Raw genomic sequence first — 22175 nt, 5'->3', positions numbered from 1 at the left:
TTCAGGCGGGGAGATGCCCCGCCTGTGGCTAGCTGCTCTTGAGACGAAGCCCAAGGCGCAGCACAGATTACGCGCTCTGCTGCTCGCTGCTCTCCCGCACGGCCTCGCGGATCGCGGAACTGCGGTTCATCAGCCCCGCGAACCGGTCTTCGCTCAGCACCAGCAGCGTGGTCGGCGCGATGGCCCGCACCTCTGTGCGCAACCGCCGCTCGGCCAGCAGGGCCATATGGCCGAACATCTCACCACGCCCGAGGCGAGAGCTCTGGCCCGCCGTCTCGACCTCCACCGCGCCCGAGGCGATGAAGAACACGCTGCGCGCCGCGCTATCCTTGCGCACGATCACCTCGCCCGCGTTCACGTAGCGCGTTCGTAGCGCCCGCCCGAGGCGCTTGAGCGCCGCATCGTCGAGGTCCGCGAAGAGCGGAAACTGGCGCACCAGAGTGGAGCGGCGGGCGGCGATATCGAGCGAGGGGCGGCGCTCTGCGGCGGCGCGGCGTCCGGCGAGTTGCTGGACCAGCGCGGTATACACCTCGGCCCCGATCAGCCCGTCCTCTCGCATCACCGCATATTCGCGCTCTTCCAGCCGCAGCGCCGTGCGGCGGATGAAGCGCTGCTCCATCTCCTCGGCATAACCCGGATACTGCAGTTGCAGCCCCTCCAGCGCGGTCTCCACCCCTTCGATCCGCCGCGCAAGAAGCTCGTTTAGCAGTTCGGCCACCCGGCGGCCATGAATGCGGCGTACCCGCCGGTCGATGAACCCGCCCAGATCGCGCAGCACGAGCCGTTGCGAGAGGAGCAACTCAAATCGGTCCGCCGTCAGTTGCGACAGCGGCCACGGCATTGACAGGCGGCCATGCAGGAACACTGCCGCGCGGAAAGCCGGCCCGTAGGCAACCGCCCGCCGCGCCGCGCGCTGATATCCGCTGCGGCCCTGCGTGCGTGCGCCTTCGATCAGACGGTCTGCATTGGACAGCACCTGTTCAGCCATCCGCGCCGAGATCGTCCGCTCGCGCACGCGGTGCAGGATGGTGTCGCGCTCGTGACCAGCCAGCGCGATCAGCCCCAGCGCCACGCGGTCGCGGTCCAGAATATCCACGCTGTCTTCCGCCGCCTTCACCGCCGCATCCAGCCGCTCGCCAAAGCGCTTGGCCTCGCCGCGCACGATGTCGCGGTTCAGCTCGTAGTTCTCGGTGGTCTTGGCCACGTCTTCCCGCACGGTCTGCAAGGCCACGGCGACCACCTGCCGCGAGAGTGCCTCATCGAGCGGGGTGAGCCGGTCGAGCCCCAGCCGCGTGATCACCCAGCGGAGCGAGGAGCCCTGCACGATGAGGGTGAAGAGAGTGAAACCGGTGGCCAGAATGCCCACCAACCGCTGGATGCCATCAGGCACCCGAAAGCTCTCGGTCACCGCCAGCGCCAGCCCCAGCGTCACCGCGCCGCGCAGCCCACCCCAGAGGATCGCCACCCGGTAAGGCCGGTCCACCGCGGGCGAGACCCGAAGCCGGGTGAGCAGCGGCAACAGCCCGAAGAGGATCGCCGCGCGCGCCGCCACTGCCGCGACGATGACCACGCCGACCAGCAGCACATCTTCAAGCCGCACTTCCTCCAAGAGGCGCGGGATCAACAGGGCGGCGAGAATAAAGATCAGAGCCCCTGACCAATGCGCCAGCACGCCCCAAAGCTCCCGCATATTGGCCCAAGCCTGCGGCGGCAACCGCCCCGGCGCGGTGAGGTTCAGCGTCATCCCAGCGACCACCGTGGCGATCACCCCCGAGGCGCCAATGCTCTGCTCGGCCACGATATAGGCAAGGTAAGGCAGCGCGACCGAGAGGGTGATCTGCGCCAGTTCATGTCGGCTGAAGAGCGCCATGACCCAGACGGCGATGCGCGCCATCAGCCAGCCCACGAAGGCTCCGCCGAGGATCAACTTGGGAAATTGCGCCAACGCATCGCCCAGTTCCGGGTCGGGGATGCCCAGCATCACGAAGCCCATGAACAGGCCGAAGAGCGCGATGGCAGCGGCGTCGTTCAGCAGGCTCTCACCCTCAATGATCCGCGCCAGCCGCCGCGGCGCCGAAATCGAGCGGAAGATCGAGACCACGGCAGACGGGTCTGTGGTGGAGACGATGGCGCCAATGAGCAGGCAGGCCGCCAATGGCAGCGAACTGGCCCATGACAAGGCGAACCCCACGCTCAGCGTGGCGACGACCACCGCCACCACGGCCAGCACGAGGATCGGCACCCAATCGTCCACCATGCGCCGCAGGTTCATCCCCAGTGTGGCCTGAAACAGCAGCGTGGGCAGGAAGACATAAATGAAGATGTTCGACCGGATCGGCAGCGCGAGGATCGCCTCGGCCACCGGGTTCAGCGCATCGGTCAGCTCCGTGCGCAGAAAAAAGATTGCCCCCGCGCCGATCATCACGCCCAGCACAGCGAGGATCACGCTGAACGGTAGCCGCAACCGCGCCGCCAGCGGCTCGGCCGCGCCGATGACCACGAAGAGCGCGGCGATGATCGTGATGATCAGGACAAGGTTCATGCTCCTCCCTTAGCAGAGATGGAGGCGAACGCACGGGGATGCGGAGCGCTTTTTGCCCGATCAGTGCAACTTGTCGCCAGCGCAGCGCCGCCCGGCGAGCCGGGTGCCGCGCACGGTGCCTCTCAGGTCAGCGCCCGCGCCTCGCCCCGGCGCGCTTGTACGGCATGGAAGCCCAGCAGCAGCACCGCCAGCGCCACACCCGTCAGCATCACGGGCAGCGTCTTCCACATCACCAGCACCGCCACCAGAAGGCGCAGCGCGACTTCCCAGCGCGCCAGAGCGCCCCGGTCATAACGGGCCAGTGCGGAGGCGATGAGGTAGAGTGCCAGCACCAGCCGGAGGCCCAGCAGGCTCATCGCACCCCAGTCGACCACGCCGGTGTAGCCCTCGATGAGCGCCTTCTGGCCGTTCGGATCGGTGATCGTCACCGCCTCCTCGATCAACAGCAACTCGGGATACCACGCGAAGACGAAGGGGATGGTGAACATCACGATCCCGACCCGCACTGCCGCGATGCCCGTGCGCATCGGCTCGGTCTTGGTGATCGAGGCCGCCGCAAAGGCGGCGATCGCCACCGGCGGCGTGATCGCCGAGGCCACCGCAAAGTAGAAGACGAACATATGCGCGGTGAAAAAGCTGACGCCGAGGTTGGCCAGCAGCGGGCCGAGCAGCAGCGCCACGTTCACATAGGCCGGTACGGTGGGCATGCCCATACCAAGCAGGATCGCGCAGAGCATGGCGCAGAACAGCGCCAGCATCAAGTAGACCCCGCCGACAATCTCGATCTCCAGCCCGAAGAGTCGGATCACCTGCGCCCGTTCCAGCCAGGAGGTCACTGCACGGGTCAGCTCGCCGGTCAGGCCGCTCTCATTGAGGAAGGCCGAGATGATCGACACCGCGAAGAGCAGCAGGAACAGCCCCGAAAGCAAGATGCCCCCCTCCCCCAGCGCGGTCAGCACGCGGCTCGGTTTGCGCCGGGTCTCGCGGTCAAGAAAGAGCAGAGGGATCAGCACCGCCACCGCCCACCATCCGGCAGATACCGCATCACCCGTCGCATTCACGATGGTTTGCAACACCGGTCGCGGCAGGATGCTGGCGAGAATACCCTCGCTGAAGCTGTCCTTGTTGCCGAGCAGCAGGAAAAGGATCGTCAGGATCGGCAGGAATATGATGATCAGGTTGGTCCAGTCGTGCCGCTCCATTACGAGATCCTCGGGGATGTCGCGCATCGCCTCCACCTTCTCGCGCCGGGCCTGGAACATCACGGCGAGGAAGATCGAGAAGAAGAAGGCCATGGCGGGCAAGAAGGCCGCGGTGATGACCTTGGTGTAGGGCACTGCCGTCAGCGCCACGAGCACGAAGGCCGCAACCCCCATCACCGGCGGCATGATCTGCCCGCCCGAGGAGGCCGCCGCCTCGACCCCGCCCGCAAATTGTGGCGAGAAACCGTTGCGCCGCATCATCGGGATCGTCAGCCGCCCGGTGGAGAGCACGTTGGTCACGGGCCCGCCGGTGATGGTGCCGAACATCGCCGATGAGACAATCGCCGCATGCGCCGGCCCGCCGCGCAGCCGCCGGGTGAGCCGCACCGCAAGCTTGATCAGCGATGTGCCGCCCGCGCTGCTGCCGAAGAGCGCGCCGAGGATCACATACGGGAAGACCTGGTTCACGACGATATCCATGAACCGCCCCATGAAGCCATCGGGCGTGATGAACACATTCGTCGCCTTCTGGATCGCCGCCGCGCGCACATCGCCGCCATCGGCCCCCAGTTTGGTGAGGAGGAAGTTGTTGTCCGACAGATCGAAGATCCAGATCAGCGCGGTGCCCACCGTGTAGGCCACCACCACGCTCGCCACGATCACCAGCGGCATCCCCCAGACCCGCACGTTATAGAGGAAGAACAGGGTGATGATGGTGAAGAGCAGCGGGATGATCCAGATCCCGAAGCGCGACTGGCACGCCGGCACCTCAGCCTCGAAGGACATGCCCGGAATCACCCCGGCGGACCGTTCGGCCGCCTCCTGAATGAGCCGCGCGCGCTCGCCGGTGATCTGGTCGATCAGGCAGACCGAGTCGATCTCCACCAGAAAGCCCAGCGCCCCGAGAAAGGCGGCGATGATCAGCCCGGCATCCAGCATCAGCCCCAGCCACGGGCGCGGCGCGCCATCGCGTTTCATCGCCCGGAAAACGCTGGAGTTGAGCGCGACGATCAGCATCATCACAAAGAACACCGGCGGATAGAAATACTCGGGCGGAAAGCCCGACACCCGGAAGAACGGCCGCCCCGTCACCTCCCGCGCGAAGTCCTGAAGCCCGGCGATCTCGGGCATGGTGTTGATCATCCCCACCACCACGAGGATGAACGCGAGGGTAAGCGCGATCCTTTGGCCCAGAGGCCATGTGTCGTTCGTCTCGGTCATCTCTCGGAGCCCTCGGGGTTCAGGGGGTCTGACGTGGCCGCGCGCTGCGGCCACGTCCTGCGCGGGTCACGCGCAAGGGGTCAGGGGCGCAGGCAATCGGCGATGCTGTGCCCGGCATCCTCGAACGCGCGGATCGCGCCGGGGTGCATTTTGATCTGCACGGCCCCGCAGGCACCCTGGCTGACACCGTCGATATCGCCAAAGCTCATCATCGCGAAGGGTCCGCGCGGCGAGCCGTTGATGAACCGGTCCTTGCCTTCGAGGTAGGCTTTGGTGATGTCGTAGACGAGTTGCTCGTCCAGCGTGGCGGGCACGATCTGGCCGAAGGCGGTGGCGAAGCTGTCGAAGCTGTCGTCATCCACCACAATGGTGATGTCGTTGCCCTCATAGGCCTTGCGGAAATCTTCGATCGGCACCGAATAGGGCGCATGGCCCGGCGCAGCCATGATCTGCTGGCCCAACTCGCTGGCGAGCAGGTCGGAGGGCACATCGTGGATGGTGATGCCGCCGGCGGCTGCCAGCGAGATCTCGCGGCCCGATGGCAGGCCTTCGGGGATGGTCCATGCATCCACCGAACCGCCGGTGATGGTCGAGACGGTATCGGGCCACGGCGTCTGCACACCTTCGTAGTCTTCGCCGTCCTTTGCGCCCGAAAGCAGCTGAATCATCGCCCGCCCGGAGGTAAGCGCCGCACCACGGGGCGGGCCGTTCCAGATACGCTTGCCCGACATGTCGCGGATGTCTTCGATCGGGTTGCTGTTGTAGTAGCCCAGCAACTGCGCCGAGCCTGCATTGAAGAAGATCACCCGGATGTTCGAGGCCAGTTCTGCCCCCTTCTCCGGACCGACCCCGCTGTAGGGGCCGATCCCGCGCGAGAGCAGGAAGGGCAGGATCAGCGGCGCGGGCGCCATGTCGAGCCGCCCTTCGGCCACGGCCTGCACCGAGTTGGTGAGCGTGGCCCCTTCGGTGATCTGCATCGTCGCCACACCTGCGCTGTCGAGCACGGCGGCGAGCGTCGAGTCGATGTAATGCGGCGTCGAGCCGGGGGTGGTGGTTTCTGCCGTGAGCGTGGCCTGTGCGGATGCGGCCAGCGGCGCCAGCGCCAGCATGCCGCCGAGAATCGTCGTCCGAATCATGTCTGTCCTCCCATGTTCTTCGCCTTCCTCCAAAGGCGGGCGCCCCGCAGATCGGGGCATGGGCTCACGGTGACAAAAATTATATGACTTGTCACGTATTATTTTTTCGGCTTCTATCTGGGCGATGGAGGAGACCATGGCTGACAGAGGGAAATTGTCCCCTGAGGCAATCAGGGAGCGGCGTGCGCATGAAGAGCTTAACGTCTTCTCGCGCCTGCCCGCCGTCTATGCCGCCTCGCGCAAGCAGGGGCAGCAGTTCTTGCAACGCGGTGGCGGGATCTCGATCGTCGAGTGGCGCACGCTCTGGGATCTGTGCGAGGCCGGGCCGATGACGATCCGCGATCTTGCCGCGATTCAGCGCGCCGATCATTCGCTGCTCAGCCGCGCCCTCCCCGATATGCGCGACAAGGGTTTCGTCACCATGACCCGCGATGAGGCCGACAAGCGGCAAACCGTGGTCGAGGTCACCGGCAAGGGCCGCGCCGCCTATGAGGTCGCCGCCCCCGTCATGGCCCGCCGCCGTGCCGCCCTGCGCGAGAGCATGACCGAAGACGAGATCCGCGCCTTCATCACCCTGCTGACCAAGCTCGAAGATTTCCTGCATACCCCGGCAGACCAGCTGCTGGAGAGAGAGACGCATCAATGACCAAACGCCCCAACGTCCTCTGGATCATGGCCGACCAGCTCCGGTTCGATTACCTCAGCTGCTACGGCCACCCGCACCTGCACACCCCTCATATCGACGCGCTGGCGGCGCGCGGCGTGCGCTTCACAAATGCCTATGTGCAATCCCCGGTCTGCGGCCCCTCGCGGATGTCGGCCTACACCGGGCGCTACGTGCGCTCGCACGGCTCCACATGGAATGGAATGCCGCTCCGCATCGGAGAGCCGACGCTGGGCGACCACCTGCGCGAGGCTGGGGCGCGGGCGGTTCTGGTGGGCAAGACCCATATGACCGCCGACGCCGAGGGCATGGCCTGGCTCGGTATCGACCCAAAGAGCGAGATCGGCGTGCGCCGGGGAGAATGCGGCTTCGAGCCCTTCGAGCGCGATGACGGGCTGCACCCCGACAGCCCGCGCCAGAACTGGTCCGCCTATGACGACTACCTCGTCGCCCACGGCTACTCCTCCGATAACCCGTGGGAAGACTTCGCCAACTCCGGCCTCGACGAAGATGGCGAGCTGCTTTCGGCCTGGCTGCTCAAGAACTCCCGCCTCGCCGCCAATGTGCCCGAGGAGCATTCCGAAACCGCCTATATGACCGACCGCGCGATTGCCTTCATGCAGGAGGCAGAGGCCGATGGGCGCCCGTGGATGTGCCACCTGAGCTACATCAAGCCCCACTGGCCCTACATCGTGCCCGCGCCCTACCACGACATGTATGACGAGAGTCACATTGTACCGCCGGTGCGCTCGGAGGCCGAGAAGGCAACCGACCACCCGCTGGTCGCCGCCTATCACGCGGCGCGGGTCTGCAAGAGCTTCTCGCGCGATCACGTCCGCGAAACGGTGATCCCCGCCTACATGGGCCTCATCAAGCAACTCGACGACAACCTCGGTCGGCTCTTTGCATGGATGGATGAGACGGGTCTGAGCGAGAACACCATCATCGCCGTCACCTCCGACCACGGCGATTACATGGGCGACCACTGGATGGGCGACAAGGATTTCTACCACGAGATGGCGGTGAAGGTGCCGCTCATCATCGCCGACCCCCGCCCCGAGGCCGAGGCGTCGCGCGGCGTGGTCTCTGATGAACTGATCGAGATGATCGATCTCGCGCCCACCTTCATGAACGCGCTCGGTTGCAAGCCCAAGCCGCACGTGATCGAGGGCCGCGACCTCACCCCCTTGCTCCACCGCACCGAGGGCTTCTCCCGCCGCTACGCGATCTCGGAGCATGATTATCACTGGTCCGACATGGCCCGCACCCTCGACCAGCCACAGGAACACGCTCACACGACCATGATCTTCGATGGCCGGTGGAAGTACATCCGCTGCGAGGCCTTCCGCCCCGTGCTCTTCGACCTCGAGACCGACCCACAGGAACTCACCGATCTCGGCGCCTCTGAGGCCGCAGAGCACGCCGCCGTCCGCACCCGGATGGAGGCCGCCCTGCTCGATTGGGCCACCCGCCACCACACCCGCATCACCGCCACCCCCGAAGTGCTGGCGCGCCAGAAGAAAGCCGCCGAAACCGGCATCCTGATCGGCTTCTGGGACGAGGCAGAATACGAGCAAGCCACCGGCAAGGCCTTCAGCGACCTCCAGCCCATCGGCCGGCCTTAGACTTACCCCATCGTTGGTCCGGGGCGCCGCGCGTGCTGCAGAAATGAACGCGGTTCAGACTCAAGCCCCGCGAGCCTTGGCAACTTCGCGCAGGTGCACGCCGAGCAGCACGAGGCCGGGCCAGAGCATGTAGGCTTCGATCTCGATGTTCTCGCCGAACGAGAGCAGCACCATCGTCATTAGGATACCAAGCGGCAGCCTCCCGCGCGGGTGGCGCGCGGCGTCGATGAGCGCGAACCCCACGTGCCAGGCGAGCGGCACCAGCAGCGCGAAGAACCCAACCAGCCCCTTCACGAAGAGCAGCCCGAACCACGTGTGGTGGCTGCCGATCGGCATGTATTCCACCGCGTGCGAGCCGGGATGCACCGTGCCGTGGCCGAACCAGGGCGCCTCGTTCTCCCACCGCTCGCGGGCAATCCGCTGGAGGGTCGCGCGCACCCGCGTGCTGTCAGCCCGCGCACCTTTGAAGGCCGAGACGGCATCGCCGGCCATCGTCGCCAGCGTGGTACCCACCACCGCCAACGAGGCGGTCAGCGCCGCCGTCACCTGCCAGGCCCAGCCGCGAAGGATCAGCGGCAGCATGCGCGGGGCAACGGTGCAGGCCACCAGCCCCACCAGACCCATGCGGGACTTGGAGGCGAGGATCATTAACACCCCCGCCGCCACACCCGCCGCCATCCAGCGCCGGTCTTTCTCTTCCAGCGCAAAGAGCACCATGATGACCCCGAGCAGCGCCGCGAAGGGCGACCAGGGGGCATAGAACTGCCAGCGCGGGGTCCAACTCGCCGGGTCCCAAGTGAAGAAGAACACGCTGAAGTACTCCGGCCCCGGCCCGCCGATGGCCTTGAGCGGCGAGGTGAATATGCGCTCGGGCAGGCCGATGTAGGGGGCGGCCAGCAGCACCGGCGCCAGCGCCAGCGTCCACAGGCCCACCACGCATTGCCCCCGGATCAGCACCTCCCGGCGGATCTGCAGCACCGCGCCCGCCAGCGGAAATAGCGCCAGCAGCGCCCAGCCCTTGGCCCAGCCGATCGAGCTTTTGATTGTCTGCTTCAGCCCCAGCCCCCAGTCGAGGTGCCCGGCCCAGAGGGCGACGAGCATCACCGCCATGCCGATGAACCAGGCCCAGACAAGGGCGGGTACCGGGCCGGTCGGGCGCAGGTCTTCGCGCATTGCGGGGCCGAGGTAGAGAGAGAGAGCCGCCAGCCCGCCCAGCAGCCAAGCCAGCACCGGCCCGACAACATAGAGCGCGCCGAAAGCATAGAACGGCCAGGTCCAGACCAGCGTCTTGTAGACCATCCGCTCGGGGCCGGTGAGGCCTGTCATGAGGTTTGCTCCGGGCGGGCCAGTAGGCGGCCGATCAGGGCACCGCGCATCCAGCCCAGCAGCAGGCCAAAGAGCATCATCAGCGTCGCGGCCACGCCCGCGGCCAGCGCCAACTTGCGGTTGGGCGACGAGGGCTTCTCGGGCAGCGACGGGTTCTCCAGCACCTGCACCAGCGGGTAGGAGGCATAGACATCGGACTTGGTCGACTGCGTCTTGGCGATGGCGCTGGCAAAGACGGCCTCGGCCACGGTGAAGTCGCGCTGCAGGTCCTGCAACCGGGCGGCGGGGGCGGCCAGCTGCTTCTGCTCGGCTAGTTCGCCCTCGAGCCGGTCCGAGAGCGTGCTGTGCTGACGGGCCACGCCAGCACGCTCCGCCTCCATCCGCACCAGCTGCGCCAGCAACTCGGCCCGGGCGCCATCGGGGGCGAGGTCGAGCGCAGAAAGCGCGGCGGGGTCGAGCCCGGTCACCGCAGCGGCACGCGCCAGCGTGGCGGTCTGTGCAGAGGCCTGCGCCGCACGCGCCACCTGCACCTTCGGGTGCCCCTCGCCATAGGCCGAGCGTGCCTCTGCCAGCGCCGCGGCGTGGGTGGCGGCCTCGTCGGTGAGCGCGGCAAATTCGGCGTCGGCATAGAGCTTCAGCGTTGCGGCGGCCGCCCGCGCGGGCACACCCAGCGTGGCCTCCAGCGCGGCGACGCTCTGGGTCTTCTCGCTGAGCGTGGCCTCCACGTCGCGCACCCGGCTCTGCAACTGGCGGGTCTCCTCCACCATCGCGTCATACTGGTCGGCCGAGATCAGCCCGGTCTCGCCCTGCAGCGCGGCGATGTCCTCCCGGGTCGCCGCCACCGAACTGCGGTATTCCGAGATCGCGGCCAGCCCGCTGTCTTCCCGCGTGGCCATCTCGTCGGCCCGGAGCGCGTCGATCTCGGCGAAGAGGGCCGCGATCAGCGCATCGCCCCGCGCCTGCGCCGTCTCCGGGCTGCCGCCGGCCATCTCGACATGGATCAGGCTGGTCTGGTCCACGAGGTTGATCCGCGGCGCGCCGAACTCGCGGCGGGTCATCCCCATCGCGCCCGCGGCGGCATCCACGATCCGGTCGGCCCCGATCAGGCGCTTGTAGGTCTCGGTCGGGCTCACCGCGTTGCTGGCGAAGGCGGAATTTGCATAGGAAGACGCCTGCCCGATCCCGTTGAGGTTCATCGAAGCCGAGGCGCCCGAGCCAGGCAGGATCAGCGAGGCCGTGGACTTGAAGGTGAGCGGCGCGGTCCGCAGGTAGCCCGTGATCGGCGCCCAGATCGCTGCCCCGCCCATGAGCGCAAAGGCAAGGTAACGCGGAAATCGCCCGAGGTCGCCGATACGACCGCCCAACAGGATGCGCTTGCCGGTCAGGCGGCGCTTGCGGGCGGGTTTGGCGGTGTGAAACGTGTCTTGCAGGGTCATCGAGCATCTCCTTCAGGGCAGACCATAGAAGGAGTGGCCCTGCCCCGCCTCCGCGCGGGCGGGGAGGTGCGAGGGGCATCAGGGCGTTTGCGCTATCCGATGGGGTAGGTTTAGGCGGAGTAAGGCCTCAAGGTCCGCCGTACCTTCGGAATGGCGGCTTTGCTGCGGTTCGTCCTGGCCCACCGAACGCCACCTTTCTTAGATGCCAAGTTTACAGAATTTCGCGGCGAGCCTACCGTTGGTCCAACCGTACTGAATTTAAACCAGGTATTCTCGATGGACTGGAATCTTGTCGCCGTCATGGTCGGGATACATGCGCTCATGTTCCTGACACCCGGACCAGACAGCATAGTCGTCGTATCTCGCGCGACCTCTCAGGGAATGCGGCACGCTTTTGCAGCCATTCTCGGCGTTATCTCCGCTGGCATTTTCTTCGTTCCTGCCATCGCGTTCGGAATGGACTTTGTGAACACCCTCTCCCCCGCTGTCTGGATGGCTGTCCGCGCGGCTGGTGCGCTCTATCTCGTCTACATCGGACTCAAGATGCTGCGCGCTTCATTCGCTTCGCGTGCCGTTGACATTGGAACACGTGAGATCCGGAGCTTGCGGTCCGAGGAGCCTCTCTTCGCGGCATATCTTCAGGGCCTCCTGACCAATCTCGGCAATCCGAAAATGATCGTCCTGCTAACGTCGTTCCTACCGCAATTCGTGGCAGTCGAGCTAGGAAACGTGAGCACCCAAATTCTGGTTCTCGGCGTCTTCATGTACTTGAACGGGTTCATCTGTTTCAGCTTGATTGCTCTATGCGCAGTCACAATCAAGAACCAGATCGCAAGCCGTTTCGGATCTGAAAACCTGTCATTTTGGGGCGGGAATCTTGCAGGGGGCACGATGCTCGGGGTCGGGGCCTGGATGATCGTCGCTCCCGTGAAATTCGTCATGGGACATCGCGCGGCCTGATGCCTTCCCGGCAGTTGGCTTCACATTCAAGGCCGTCATTCCTGCACGCGCAGCATCGGTCACCGTGGTCTCGAAGCTAACCTTCGGGAACTGAACCGCCCCCTCAAAACAACCCCGCCTCCCGGGCCATGAGCGCCGCCTGGGTGCGGTTCGAGGCGCCGACCTTCCGGTAGAGCGTCTTCATGTGCAGCTTGATCGTCGGCTCGGTGATGTCGAGGTCGCGGGCGATTTCCTTGTTGGATTTGCCCTCGGTCAGCCCCTTCAGCACCTGCAACTCGCGCGGCGTCAGCTTTTCGGCCATCGGGTGGGTCGGGGTCTCGTCGGCGGCGGTCATGAAGTCGATGGGGGCGTATTGCTCGCCCATCGCCATGAACTTCACCGCGTTGATCATCGACTTCGCCGGCAGGGTCTTTGGCACAAAGCCCGCTGCGCCTGCCTCCAACGCCTTCTCGGCGATCTCCTTGGTGGCCTCGCCCGAGAGCAGCGCCACCCGCTGGCCCGCGCCCAGCGCCATCGTTGCCTTCAGCCCGTCCAGCCCGTTCATCCCCGGCATGTTCAGGTCGAGCAGCACAAGGTCGAAGGGCGCCTCAGCCGCCTCGATCAGCTTGTGGGCCGCGGGCAAGTCGGGCGCGGTTTCGGTTTCGATGTCGCCCTGGCTCTGCAGAAACATCACTAGGGTGTCGCGCAGCAGGTCGTGGTCATCGGCAATCAGAACGCGCATCGGAGGCTCCCGGGTTTCCGCACTGGTAGAACGCTTTGTCACATATCTAACCCGCTGGCGGACCGAAAGGCACGGAGAATTCGGCCAGCCACTATCTCCTTCGGATAGGTTTCCGCGCCGCTGGTAATAACCGGTTAACCAACGCGCCGCGCACCTCTCCTCCCGCTCCGTTGAGCCAGGGCAAGGTTAGCAGGCATCAGAGGGCAAGTTCCTGAAGCACAAGGATTTGCCCGATGAAAGCCGCCACGTTCGACCTGCCCTGCACCGCCGTCACCCCGGCCCTGCCCACCGCCAACCTGCCCGCGCTCGGCCTCGACCTGGTCGATGCCACGCCCGCACAGACCATCGTCGCACTGCTCGCCCCGGGCCGCCGCCGCGCCTTCTTCATGAACGCGCATTGCTGCAACATCCGCCGCCGCAACCGGGCCTACCGCGAGGCCGTGGCCGGTGCCGACGTTCTGCTGCCCGACGGGATCGGGGTGGAACTGGCGGGCAAGATGACCGGCCAGCGCCTGACCGCCAACCTCAACGGCACCGACCTCGTGCCGGCGCTGCTGGAACAAGCCGCCACGCAGGGCAAATCCGTTTACCTCTTCGGCGGCAAACCCGGCACCGCCCGCGCCGCCGCCGCCGCACTCCAAGCCCGCATCCCCGCCCTGCGGATCGCCGGCACCCGCGATGGTTTCGACGGCGCCGCCGATGCCGACACCGTGGTGGATGACATCAACGAGAGCGGCGCAGACATCGTGCTCGTCGCCCTCGGCGTGCCGATGCAGGAGCTCTGGCTGCACCGCCATGCCTGGCGGCTGAACGCCGACCTGACCCTCGCGGTCGGCGCCCTCTTCGACTTTCTCGCAGGCAACGTCACGCGCGCCCCCCATTGGGTGCGCAAGGCCCGGGCCGAATGGATCTGGAGGCTGGCGCAGGAGCCGCGCCGCCTTGCCAAGCGCTACCTTGCGGGCAACCTCAGCTTCCTCACCCACGCCGCCTTCAAGGCTTGGGGGCCGGAGAGCTTCGCCGCCGCGCAACGCCGGTTTCTCGACGTGACCCTCTCGCTCACCGCACTGGTGCTGCTCGCCCCGGTGCTGGCCGCCACTGCCGTTGCCATCAAGGCCGATAGCCGTGGCCCGGTGCTCTTCCGCCAAACCCGCGTGGGCCGGAATGGCCGCACCTTCACCATGCTGAAGTTCCGCTCGATGGGCGTCGATGCCGAGGCGCGCCGCGCCGCGCTGCTCGCCACCTCCGACCGTGAGGGCGTCTGCTTCAAATCCAAGGCCGACCCGCGCATCACCCGCGTTGGCCGCTTTATCCGCCGTTTCTCGATCGACGAGCTGCCGCAAATCCTCAACGTGCTGAAGGGCGAGATGGCCATCGTCGGCCCGCGCCCTGCCCTGCCCTCCGAGGTCGCCGCCTACCCCGCCCGTGCGCTGGGTCGCCTCGCCGTCAAGCCCGGCCTCACCGGGGTGTGGCAGGTCTCGGGCCGTGCCTCCATCGGCTTCGACAAGATGGTCGAGATGGATCTCTCCTACGCCGCCTCGCGCACTCTGCTGCTCGACCTCTCCCTCATCGCCCGCACCTTCGGCGCCGTGCTCGGCGGCCGGGGCGCCTACTGACCCTACACCACCCCACTCTCATCTGCTCACCGAAAGGACCCCTGCCATGACCCACGTTCGCAAAGCCGTCTTCCCCGTCGCCGGAATGGGAACCCGCTTTCTCCCCGCCACCAAGTCGATCCCCAAGGAGATGCTCCCGCTGGTCGACCGCCCGCTGATCCAATACGCGGTGGACGAGGCCCGCGAAGCCGGGATCGAGGAGTTCATCTTCGTTACCGCCGCCGGCAAGGGCGCTCTGGAGGATTACTTCGACACCGCCGCCGCCCTGGAGCAGCGCCTCGAGGCCGCCGGCAAGGCCGATGCCCTCGCCGCGCTGGAGCGCACCCGGATGCCCGAAGGGGCGCTCAGCTTCCTGCGCCAGCCCAACCCGCGCGGCCTCGGCCACGCCGTCCGGCTTGCCCGCACGCTGGTGGGCGACGAGCCCTTCGCCGTGCTGCTCCCCGATGACGTGATCCGCGCCCGCCGCGGCGCGCTGGCCCAGATGGTCGAGGCCCACGCCCGCACCCGCGGCCACATGGTCGCCACCATGGACGTGCCGCGCAGCAAGGTCTCCGCCTATGGCGTGCTCGATGTGGCAGGCCAGAATGGCCGGGTCTCCGTGGCCCGCGGCATGGTCGAGAAGCCCCGCGCCGATGTGGCCCCCTCCACCAGCGCCGTCATCGGCCGCTACATCCTTGAGCCCTCGATCTTCGAAAAGCTCGAGACTCTCGGCCCCGGCGCCGGCGGCGAGCTGCAGCTCACCGATGCCATCAACGCCGACCTGCCGCGGGCGGGCGTCTATGGCTACGCCTTCGAGGGCGAGCGTTTCGATTGCGGCTCGATCCAGGGGTTCGTCCAAGCCACCGCCGCCTTCGCGCTCGACCGTCCCGAGCTGGCAGGCGAGTTGCGCGGCTTTCTCGCCGAGCGCAGCGCGCCCTTGCGGCAGGTCGCTTGAACCGGACCTATCCCAAAGGATAGGTCCCTATCCGCCTGACCATTTGGGCCTCCGGGCCCATCCATGAGATAGAGTGCCACAGGAAACCAAGGAGCAACCGACATGCTGCGCAAACTCATCCAGTCGCTGGCGATTGCCGCGCTCACCGCCCTGCCGCTCGCCGCACAGGATCTGGCCGCGCCCGAGGGCGAGGTCATCCTCACCCTCTCCGGCGAGATCGGCACCACCAACGCCGGCGACACCGCCCAGTTCGACCTCGCCATGCTCGAGGCGCTCAGCAACGAGACCATCGAGACCACCACCATCTGGACCGAAGGCACCAACACCTTCGAGGGCGTCTCGCTCAAGGTGCTGGCCGAGGCGGCGGGTATCGAAGGCGGCACCCTCCGGGCCACCGCCATCAACGATTATGCCGTCGAGATCCCGTTCGAGGATGCCGTGGAGGGAGGCCCCATCGTGGCTTACCGGATGAACGGCGCCGAGATGTCGGTGCGGGACAAGGGGCCGCTCTGGATCGTCTATCCCTATGACTCCAGCGCCGATTACCGGACCGAGGTGATTTACTCCCGCAGCATCTGGCAACTCGACCGCATCGTGGTCGTCGACTAAGCCTGAAGGGGCGCCGGGCCACCACTGGCCCGCGCCCGCCCGAGAGGAGAGATCATGGAAGGCCTGTTCAGCCGCTGGCGCCGCCCGCGCCTTCTTGCCACCGCCATCGCGGCGGGTTTTTGCGTTGCGGCCCTTGTCTATCTCTCCGTTCACGTGGCGCGGGACCTGAAGCTGCTCAACTCTGCCAGCTCCGACAACGTGCAATGGACCCTCTCGCAATCCGAGGTGGAGTTTCTGGAGTTCCAGATCCAACTCGCAGCCCTGCCGACGCCTCCGGGTGATGAGCTCAGGCAGTTGCGGCGGGAGTACGACATCTTCTACAGCCGGATCACCACGCTGGAGCAAAGCTCGCTCTATGCCGGGCTGCGCGATGAGCCGGAGTTCTCCCGCAACCTGCGGATCGTGAAAACCTTCCTCGACCGCACCGTGCCACTGATCGACGCGCCCGATGCCGAGCTGGCCGCCGCCGCGCCCGAGCTTCTGGCCCGCACCGCAGAGGTCCGCCCCAATGTGCGCGCCCTGGCCAACTCCGGCCTCAATTACTTTGCCGTCGAGTCTGACCAGCGCCGCAACAACGTCGCCGTCACCCTCACCCAACTGGCCGTGGGCGTCTCCGTTCTGGTGCTCGCCCTCCTCGGCTTCGCCGCCTACCTCAACCACCTCAACCGGCAGAACGTGCGCCGCCGCCGCGAGGTGCTGGAGAGCGCAAGCCGGATGAACGTGGTGACCTCCACCGCGCTCGACGGGGTGATCGTGGTCGATAAATCCGGCGCCGTGCTCGATTTCAACGCCGCCGCCGAGCAGATTTTCGGCTACAGCGCGGAAGAGGCCGTGGGGGCGAACCTTGGTGACCTGATCGTGCCCGAGCAATATCGCGCGGCCCATGACGCCGGCATGCAGCGCATGCGCGATGGCGGCGAGCAACGGGTGGTCGGCAAGGGCCGGATCAAGCTGGAAGCACAGCGCAAATCGGGCGAGGTCTTCCCGGTCGAGTTCGCCATTCAATCCGCCAAGACCGCCGAGGGCACCATCTTCATCTCCTTCCTGCGCGACATCTCGCACAGGGTCCAATCCGAAAAGGAGCTGGTCGAGACCCGCGACAGGGCGCTGGCGGGCGAGAAGGCCAAAACCGACTTCCTCGCCACCATGAGCCACGAGATCCGCACGCCGCTGAACGGCCTTCTGGGCAACCTCGAACTCCTGCAGGACACCTCGCTCAACGCCCGGCAGGCCCGCTACATCAAGAACATGGATACCTCGGGCAAGCTGCTGATGAGCCACATCTCCGACGTGCTCGACATCACCAAGTACGACGCGGGCAAACTCCAGCTGCGGCCCGTGGCGATGAACCTCTCCACCCTTTTGCAGGACATCGTCGACAACCAGAGCGGCGCGGCTCTGGCGCAGGACACCACGCTCGAGTGGGGCTGGTCCGGCCCGCAGCTGGACTGGATCAGAGCCGACCGTGACAGGCTACAGCACGTGTTGATGAACGTGATCGGCAATGCAGTGAAGTTCACCCGCGGCGGGCGAGTGAGGGTGGAGGCAGAGCGTCTTGACGGCGCAGCCGGCCCCGAGGTGCAAATCACCGTCAGCGACACCGGCATCGGCATGAGCCCGGACCTTCAGGCGCATATCTTCGACGATTTCCTGACCGGCAACACCGCCTATGACCGCGAGGTCGGCGGCACCGGCCTCGGCCTTGGCATCGCCAAGCGCTTCATCACCGCTCTGGGCGGTGAGATCGAGGTGGAGAGCGAGGAAGGCGTCGGAAGCAGCTTCCTCATCCGCCTGCCGGTCGAACCCGTGGCCGCGCCAGACCCCGAGGTCGCGGCCCGCAAGCCGCGCAGTACGGCGGCGGCCAGCAAGGTGCTGCTGGTCGAGGACAACGAGATCAACAGCATGGTCGCCCGCGAGATGCTGGAGGCTGCAGGCCATACCGTGACCCACGCCGCGAACGGCCGCGAGGCGGTAGAGCGGGCCGGGTCCGAGCCTTTTGACCTGATTCTGATGGATATCTCCATGCCGGTGATGGATGGCCGCGAGGCCACCCGTGCCATCCGCGCTGGCCACGGCCCCTGCGCCCGGGTGCCCATCATCGCCCTCACCGCCAATGCGGTCGCTGAGGAGCAGGAGGCGTTTCTCTCAGACGGGATGGACGACATCGTGACCAAACCGCTCTCCCGCGCCGCGCTCGACCGTGTGCTGGCCGATCACGCGGGCGCCGACACGCCAGGCCGCATGCCCGAAAACCCCGCCGTCGCGGGCAGCTACCTTGATGAATTGCGCGAAACCCTTGGCGTGGAGGCCCTTGGCACCCTGCTCGACCGCTTCGGCACCGAGGTCGAGGCGCTGATCGCCTTCCTTGGCACCTCAGCCGAGGCGGATCTCACAGACACCGCCGCGCGCACTCACAAGATCGCCGGCAGTTCGGCCACCCTCGGCGCCGTTGCTCTGCGGGCTGCTCTTGTAGGTATCGAGGATGCCGCAAAGGTCGGAGAGGTCGCAGCCATGCAGGAGGGCATCGCCGCCCTGCCGCAGGTCTGGGCGCAAACCCGCGCCGCCTTGGTGGCCGAGCGCCGCAAGGCCCCCCGCCCGGCGGCGCAGTAGGCCGGCTCAGGGCCGGAGCAGCCCCAGCACCCGCCCTATCTCGCCCACGTTGGTCACCGTGCTGTCATAGCAGGCGATGGAGTCGCCCGGCAGCAGGAAGGGGTCGTAGTCATCCCGGTCGGCGCGGCGCAGCAGGTTCTCGATGTCCCGCTCGATCACCACGGAGACCTTGGTGATCGGGTTGCGCGAGAACAGCACCGAGGAGCGGTTGGCGCTGGTCGCCCGCGCCCCGCCCACGCAATTGGTGTTCACCACCGCCTGCAGGTAGCGCGTGCCATAGGGCACCTCGCGGGTCTCCCGCCCGATCGCCGAGGGCGCGTTGCCGGTGGCGGGCTGGGTCAGATTCGACAGGAAGAGCGAAATCCCCGGCGGGCTGATCGGGCTGGGGCGCATCAGGTCCTCCTGAAAGCAGCCACGGCTCGGCACATTCACCTCGTCGCCGGTCAGCAGCATGATGTCCACCGCGTTCTGCCCCTCGAACACGCCACGCATATCCAGCGTGTAGAGTGTGCCGCCCCGGCGCACCTCGACGGCGGAAATGTCGGCATCGGGTCTCACGCCCCCGGCCGCACGCAGCGCGGCAGAAAGGTTGCGCCCCTCGGTCGAGGCCCCGAGCGCCTGCTGGCGGCGGCTGTCGACCTGGTCACCAGGCACGCCGCCGATCTCCACCGCGCGGGGCTCGAAGACGGCGCCCGAGACCCCAACGGTGACGGAGGCAAAATCGGCCACCCGCACCGAGATGCGCGGCGTCTCGGCAAAGAAGTCTCCGGCGAGGAGCTGGCGGGCAATGTCGGCCTCGACCTGCGAGGTCAGCCGCCCCTGCGCCGGGATCGGCGCGAGGAAGGGCAGTTTCAGCGTGCCGTCGCGCGAGACCACGTAATCGCCGTTGAAGGTTTCATCGTCACCGACACGGATATCCACCAAATCATTCCGGGTGAGCCGCTCGCCCCGCAGCGCAGAAGCCGCCGTCGCGCCACTCGCCTTGCCGCCCGCACCGCCCCGCGGAGCGCGGCATTTCTGGGCGTTGATCGTGGCCGACCGCAAGAACTGTGCGTCATCCCGGCTCACATCGGGCTGACGATACTGAGCCTGATAGGCATCGCCCTGCGCGACCGGCTCGAGGTTGTCGGGCGTGTCGAGTGCGGCGCACCCGCTCATTGCCAGCGCGGCAACCAGCGCCGTGGAAGACTTGAATACCTGCACCATCACTGCTTTCGCCTTGTCGCCTGCGGTTGAGTGATTGTTACGTCCTTCCCCCGCCCCGGTCGAGGGAGCGTCGGGTGCGGACACCCTATCCGTTGGGATATGATGCACATCTGTTGCGCCCTTCGCCTCTCCTTGGGCGCGCAAGACGGCGGCAAACCGCTGGCTTAAACCTTGGTTACCAACCGCCAAGGGACCAGACAGATGCTTACCACTCACGGAACATCTCGTATCGTGCAGAACCTCCTCGCCTACGGGGCGTCCGAGGTCGCTGCCAAGGTCTCGCGGCTGTTGGTGGTCGTCGCCGTCGCCCGAACGCTCGATCTCGAGCAGATCGGTGTGGCGGCGGCGGCTCTCGCGGCGGCGGATATCCTTAAGTCCCTAACCGAGAACGGCGTCGGCCAGCGCATCATCGCCGCACGCGATGACGAGCTGGAGGCCACCTGCGCCACCGCCCACCGCATCTTCTGGGCCTGGTGCCTCGGCCTTTTCGTTCTGCAATCGGCGGTGGGCTTCGCGCTCTACGCTGCGGGCGGCAGCCTCACCCTCCTGCTTCTGATCCTCCTGCTGGCGGGCGAATACCTCTTCATGCCGGGCGGGTTGGTGCAGACGGCGCTGGCCATGCGCGCCGGCAAGCTGCGCCAGACGGCAGCCATCTCCGGCGGCCAGATCGTGGCGGCCAACTTCATGTCGGCGGCACTGGCGCTGGCCTGGCCCTCGGCGCTCGCGCTGATCCTTCCGCGCCTGCTCACCGCGCCTTTCTGGCTCGTCGCCATGCGCCGCCTCCACCCGTGGTCCCCCACCCCGTCCGCCCCCCGGGCTCCGCTTGCGCCTTTCGCTCGTTTCGGCGCGGCGGTGCTCGGGGTGGAACTGGTCAAGGCGCTGCGGATGCAGGCCGACAAGCTGATCGTCGGCACGCTCATGGGCGCCGAGGCACTGGGCCTCTACTTCATGGCCTTCAACGCGGGCCTCAGCCTCGCCACTTCCTTCTCCACCGCCTTCTCCACCGTGCTCTTCCCGCACCTCTGCACCAGCACCGACAGGGCGCAGGCCCTGCGGCAGGCGATGGTGCTCGGCCTCGGCCTCATCACCCCCGCCGTGCTGGCGCAGGCGCTGCTGGCGCCAGTCTACGTGCCGCTGCTCTTGGGCGCGGGCTGGGAGGAGTTGCCGCAGATCGTCTCGATCCTCTGCCTCGTCGCTATCCCCACCACCCTCTGGGCCGCCGCCGCCGGCTGGATGCGGGCTCAGGGCCGCGCTGGCGCCGAGTTTCGCGTGACCGCGCTGATGACCGCCGCGCTCATGCTCAACACCGCCGCCCTCGCGCCCTTCGGCCTGCTGCCCGTCGCCACCGGCTACGCGCTCACCGCCACCGTCGTGATGGTGCTGGCCTCGCTTCCCGCCCTCCACGCGGCCTTCGCCCGCCCCACTCTCGCAAAGGTCTGACCCATGCCCGCCATCTCCATCGTCATCCCCTGCTACAACGCCGAGGCGACCATCCTCGCCACGCTCGAAAGCCTGCTGCGCCAGAGCTTCACCGACTGGGAGGCGATCTGCATCGACGACGGCTCGACCGATGGCACCATGACCCTGGTGCGCTCCGCCGCCTGGCAGGACTCGCGCATCCGGCTGGTGGTGAACCTCGGCAAGGGCCCCAGCGTGGCCCGCAATGCCGGTGTGCTGCGCCACGCCACCGCGCCGCTCGTCGCCTTCTGCGACGCCGATGATCTCTGGCACCCCCAGAAGCTGGCACAGGTCGTGGCGGCTTTCGACGACGAGACCCTTGAGGCTGTCTACGGCAAGATCGAGTTCTTCCGCCATATGCCGGGCGACAGCCGCGTGCGCTCCACCGTGCCCGAGGGGCCGCTCACCATCCCGATGCTGCTGGGCGAAAACCCGGTCTGTACCATGTCCAACCTCTCGGTCCGGCGCGAGACCTTCGCGGCCACAGGCGGCTTCGACAGCGCCATGGTCCACAACGAAGACCTCGAATGGCTGATCCGGCTGGTGGGTGACGGCGCCCGGGTCATCGGCCTGCCCGCGCTGCACACCTACTACCGCACCACCACCGGTGGCCTCTCCACCAACCTCGCTGCCATGGCCGCAGGCCGCGCCACCGCGCTCGAAACCGCCGCGCGTTACGGCTTTGAACCGGATGAAGAGAGCCACGCCGTCCACGCCCGCTACCTCGCTCGCCGCGCCCTACGGCTCGGGGGCGACCCGCGCGAGTCTCTGCGCCACGCCCTTGTCGGCCTCCGCCACAGCCCCGCGGGCTTCTTCTCGCCCGTCCGCCGCGGCGCGCTCACCCTCGCCGGGGCCGCCCTCGCCCCCGTCCTGCCGCGCCCCCTGCGCCGCGCCCTCTTCTCCTGATCGCCC

General features: G+C 67.1%; 16 protein-coding genes. 9 read left to right on the top strand and 7 right to left on the bottom strand.

Going from position 1 to position 22175, the window contains the following annotated elements; translation table 11 throughout:
• Positions 1-67: 67 nt before the first annotated feature.
• The 3 genes from ACUXVX_RS07240 to ACUXVX_RS07230 form a co-directional block, all read right to left on the bottom strand.
• Positions 68-2542, bottom strand: coding sequence for a cation:proton antiporter (locus tag ACUXVX_RS07240; RefSeq protein ID WP_446311004.1), 2475 nt, complete (start codon positions 2540-2542; stop codon positions 68-70).
• A gap of 122 nt (positions 2543-2664) precedes the next feature.
• Positions 2665-4965, bottom strand: coding sequence for a TRAP transporter permease (locus ACUXVX_RS07235; RefSeq protein ID WP_446311003.1), 2301 nt, complete (start codon positions 4963-4965; stop codon positions 2665-2667).
• 80 nt (positions 4966-5045) lie between these two features.
• Positions 5046-6101: a TAXI family TRAP transporter solute-binding subunit gene (locus ACUXVX_RS07230; RefSeq protein WP_446311002.1), complete on the bottom strand. Its 1056-nt coding sequence runs from the start codon at positions 6099-6101 to the stop codon at positions 5046-5048.
• Positions 6102-6237: 136 nt separating this feature from the next.
• On the opposite strand from ACUXVX_RS07230, the gene ACUXVX_RS07225 reads away from it, so the two are divergent.
• Together ACUXVX_RS07225 and ACUXVX_RS07220 are read left to right on the top strand one after the other, a co-directional pair.
• A complete protein-coding gene (locus ACUXVX_RS07225) occupies positions 6238-6747 on the top strand; it encodes a MarR family winged helix-turn-helix transcriptional regulator (RefSeq protein WP_222470231.1) in 510 nt (169 codons plus the stop codon).
• Positions 6744-8390, top strand: coding sequence for a sulfatase-like hydrolase/transferase (locus ACUXVX_RS07220; protein ID WP_446311001.1), 1647 nt, complete (start codon positions 6744-6746; stop codon positions 8388-8390). Before ACUXVX_RS07225 ends, ACUXVX_RS07220 begins: the two co-directional genes overlap by 4 nt.
• Positions 8391-8450: 60 nt before the next feature.
• Here ACUXVX_RS07220 and ACUXVX_RS07215 read toward each other — a convergent pair whose 3' ends face one another.
• Together ACUXVX_RS07215 and ACUXVX_RS07210 are read right to left on the bottom strand one after the other, a co-directional pair.
• Entirely contained in the window at positions 8451-9716 is a 1266-nt protein-coding gene (locus ACUXVX_RS07215; protein WP_446311000.1) for an O-antigen ligase family protein, read from the bottom strand.
• Complete coding sequence (locus ACUXVX_RS07210) at positions 9713-11152, bottom strand: hypothetical protein (RefSeq protein ID WP_446310999.1); 1440 nt, start codon at positions 11150-11152, stop codon at positions 9713-9715. The genes ACUXVX_RS07215 and ACUXVX_RS07210 overlap by 4 nt, the downstream gene beginning before the upstream one ends.
• Positions 11153-11302: 150 nt before the next feature.
• Between ACUXVX_RS07210 and ACUXVX_RS07205 the strand changes: the two genes are divergently transcribed.
• Positions 11303-12112, top strand: a complete 810-nt coding sequence (locus ACUXVX_RS07205; RefSeq protein WP_446310998.1) for a LysE family translocator — start codon at positions 11303-11305, stop codon at positions 12110-12112.
• A gap of 103 nt (positions 12113-12215) precedes the next feature.
• Here ACUXVX_RS07205 and ACUXVX_RS07200 read toward each other — a convergent pair whose 3' ends face one another.
• Entirely contained in the window at positions 12216-12833 is a 618-nt protein-coding gene (locus ACUXVX_RS07200; RefSeq protein ID WP_446310997.1) for a LuxR C-terminal-related transcriptional regulator, read from the bottom strand.
• 233 nt (positions 12834-13066) lie between these two features.
• Here ACUXVX_RS07200 and ACUXVX_RS07195 point away from each other — a divergent pair, with 233 nt between their 5' ends.
• From ACUXVX_RS07195 to ACUXVX_RS07180, 4 genes are all read left to right on the top strand, one after another.
• On the top strand, positions 13067-14446 hold the full coding sequence (locus ACUXVX_RS07195) for a WecB/TagA/CpsF family glycosyltransferase (RefSeq protein WP_446310996.1): 1380 nt from the start codon (positions 13067-13069) through the stop codon (positions 14444-14446).
• A gap of 46 nt (positions 14447-14492) precedes the next feature.
• A complete protein-coding gene (locus ACUXVX_RS07190) occupies positions 14493-15380 on the top strand; it encodes a UTP--glucose-1-phosphate uridylyltransferase (RefSeq protein WP_446310995.1) in 888 nt (295 codons plus the stop codon).
• A gap of 102 nt (positions 15381-15482) precedes the next feature.
• On the top strand, positions 15483-15989 hold the full coding sequence (locus ACUXVX_RS07185) for a molybdopterin-dependent oxidoreductase (protein WP_446310994.1): 507 nt from the start codon (positions 15483-15485) through the stop codon (positions 15987-15989).
• Between the two features lie 54 nt (positions 15990-16043).
• On the top strand, positions 16044-18599 hold the full coding sequence (locus tag ACUXVX_RS07180) for an ATP-binding protein (RefSeq protein ID WP_446310993.1): 2556 nt from the start codon (positions 16044-16046) through the stop codon (positions 18597-18599).
• Between the two features lie 6 nt (positions 18600-18605).
• Here ACUXVX_RS07180 and ACUXVX_RS07175 read toward each other — a convergent pair whose 3' ends face one another.
• Complete coding sequence (locus ACUXVX_RS07175) at positions 18606-19805, bottom strand: polysaccharide biosynthesis/export family protein (RefSeq protein ID WP_446310992.1); 1200 nt, start codon at positions 19803-19805, stop codon at positions 18606-18608.
• 201 nt (positions 19806-20006) lie between these two features.
• Between ACUXVX_RS07175 and ACUXVX_RS07170 the strand changes: the two genes are divergently transcribed.
• Positions 20007-21245, top strand: a complete 1239-nt coding sequence (locus tag ACUXVX_RS07170) for an oligosaccharide flippase family protein (RefSeq protein WP_446310991.1) — start codon at positions 20007-20009, stop codon at positions 21243-21245.
• A gap of 3 nt (positions 21246-21248) precedes the next feature.
• The gene (locus ACUXVX_RS07165; RefSeq protein WP_446310990.1) at positions 21249-22169 is read left to right on the top strand and encodes a glycosyltransferase family 2 protein; all 921 of its coding nucleotides are present in this window, start codon (positions 21249-21251) and stop codon (positions 22167-22169) included.
• Positions 22170-22175: the final 6 nt, after the last annotated feature.

The sequence above is a fragment of the Vannielia sp. SX4 genome, assembly GCF_052828525.1.
The sequence above is the reverse complement of the archived record's forward strand: the minus strand, read 5'-3'. Positions and strand labels throughout refer to the sequence as shown.

Coding starts and splice junctions, on each gene's coding strand:
- ACUXVX_RS07215 (WP_446311000.1), bottom strand. CDS start 9,716: ATGACAGGCCTCACCGGCCCCGAGCGGATGGTCTACAAGACGCTGGTC.
- ACUXVX_RS07210 (WP_446310999.1), bottom strand. CDS start 11,152: ATGACCCTGCAAGACACGTTTCACACCGCCAAACCCGCCCGCAAGCGC.
- ACUXVX_RS07180 (WP_446310993.1), top strand. CDS start 16,044: ATGGAAGGCCTGTTCAGCCGCTGGCGCCGCCCGCGCCTTCTTGCCACC.
- ACUXVX_RS07225 (WP_222470231.1), top strand. CDS start 6,238: ATGGCTGACAGAGGGAAATTGTCCCCTGAGGCAATCAGGGAGCGGCGT.
- ACUXVX_RS07200 (WP_446310997.1), bottom strand. CDS start 12,833: ATGCGCGTTCTGATTGCCGATGACCACGACCTGCTGCGCGACACCCTA.
- ACUXVX_RS07170 (WP_446310991.1), top strand. CDS start 20,007: ATGCTTACCACTCACGGAACATCTCGTATCGTGCAGAACCTCCTCGCC.
- ACUXVX_RS07165 (WP_446310990.1), top strand. CDS start 21,249: ATGCCCGCCATCTCCATCGTCATCCCCTGCTACAACGCCGAGGCGACC.
- ACUXVX_RS07195 (WP_446310996.1), top strand. CDS start 13,067: ATGAAAGCCGCCACGTTCGACCTGCCCTGCACCGCCGTCACCCCGGCC.
- ACUXVX_RS07235 (WP_446311003.1), bottom strand. CDS start 4,965: ATGACCGAGACGAACGACACATGGCCTCTGGGCCAAAGGATCGCGCTT.
- ACUXVX_RS07175 (WP_446310992.1), bottom strand. CDS start 19,805: ATGGTGCAGGTATTCAAGTCTTCCACGGCGCTGGTTGCCGCGCTGGCA.
- ACUXVX_RS07185 (WP_446310994.1), top strand. CDS start 15,483: ATGCTGCGCAAACTCATCCAGTCGCTGGCGATTGCCGCGCTCACCGCC.
- ACUXVX_RS07220 (WP_446311001.1), top strand. CDS start 6,744: ATGACCAAACGCCCCAACGTCCTCTGGATCATGGCCGACCAGCTCCGG.
- ACUXVX_RS07205 (WP_446310998.1), top strand. CDS start 11,303: ATGGCGGCTTTGCTGCGGTTCGTCCTGGCCCACCGAACGCCACCTTTC.
- ACUXVX_RS07190 (WP_446310995.1), top strand. CDS start 14,493: ATGACCCACGTTCGCAAAGCCGTCTTCCCCGTCGCCGGAATGGGAACC.
- ACUXVX_RS07230 (WP_446311002.1), bottom strand. CDS start 6,101: ATGATTCGGACGACGATTCTCGGCGGCATGCTGGCGCTGGCGCCGCTG.
- ACUXVX_RS07240 (WP_446311004.1), bottom strand. CDS start 2,542: ATGAACCTTGTCCTGATCATCACGATCATCGCCGCGCTCTTCGTGGTC.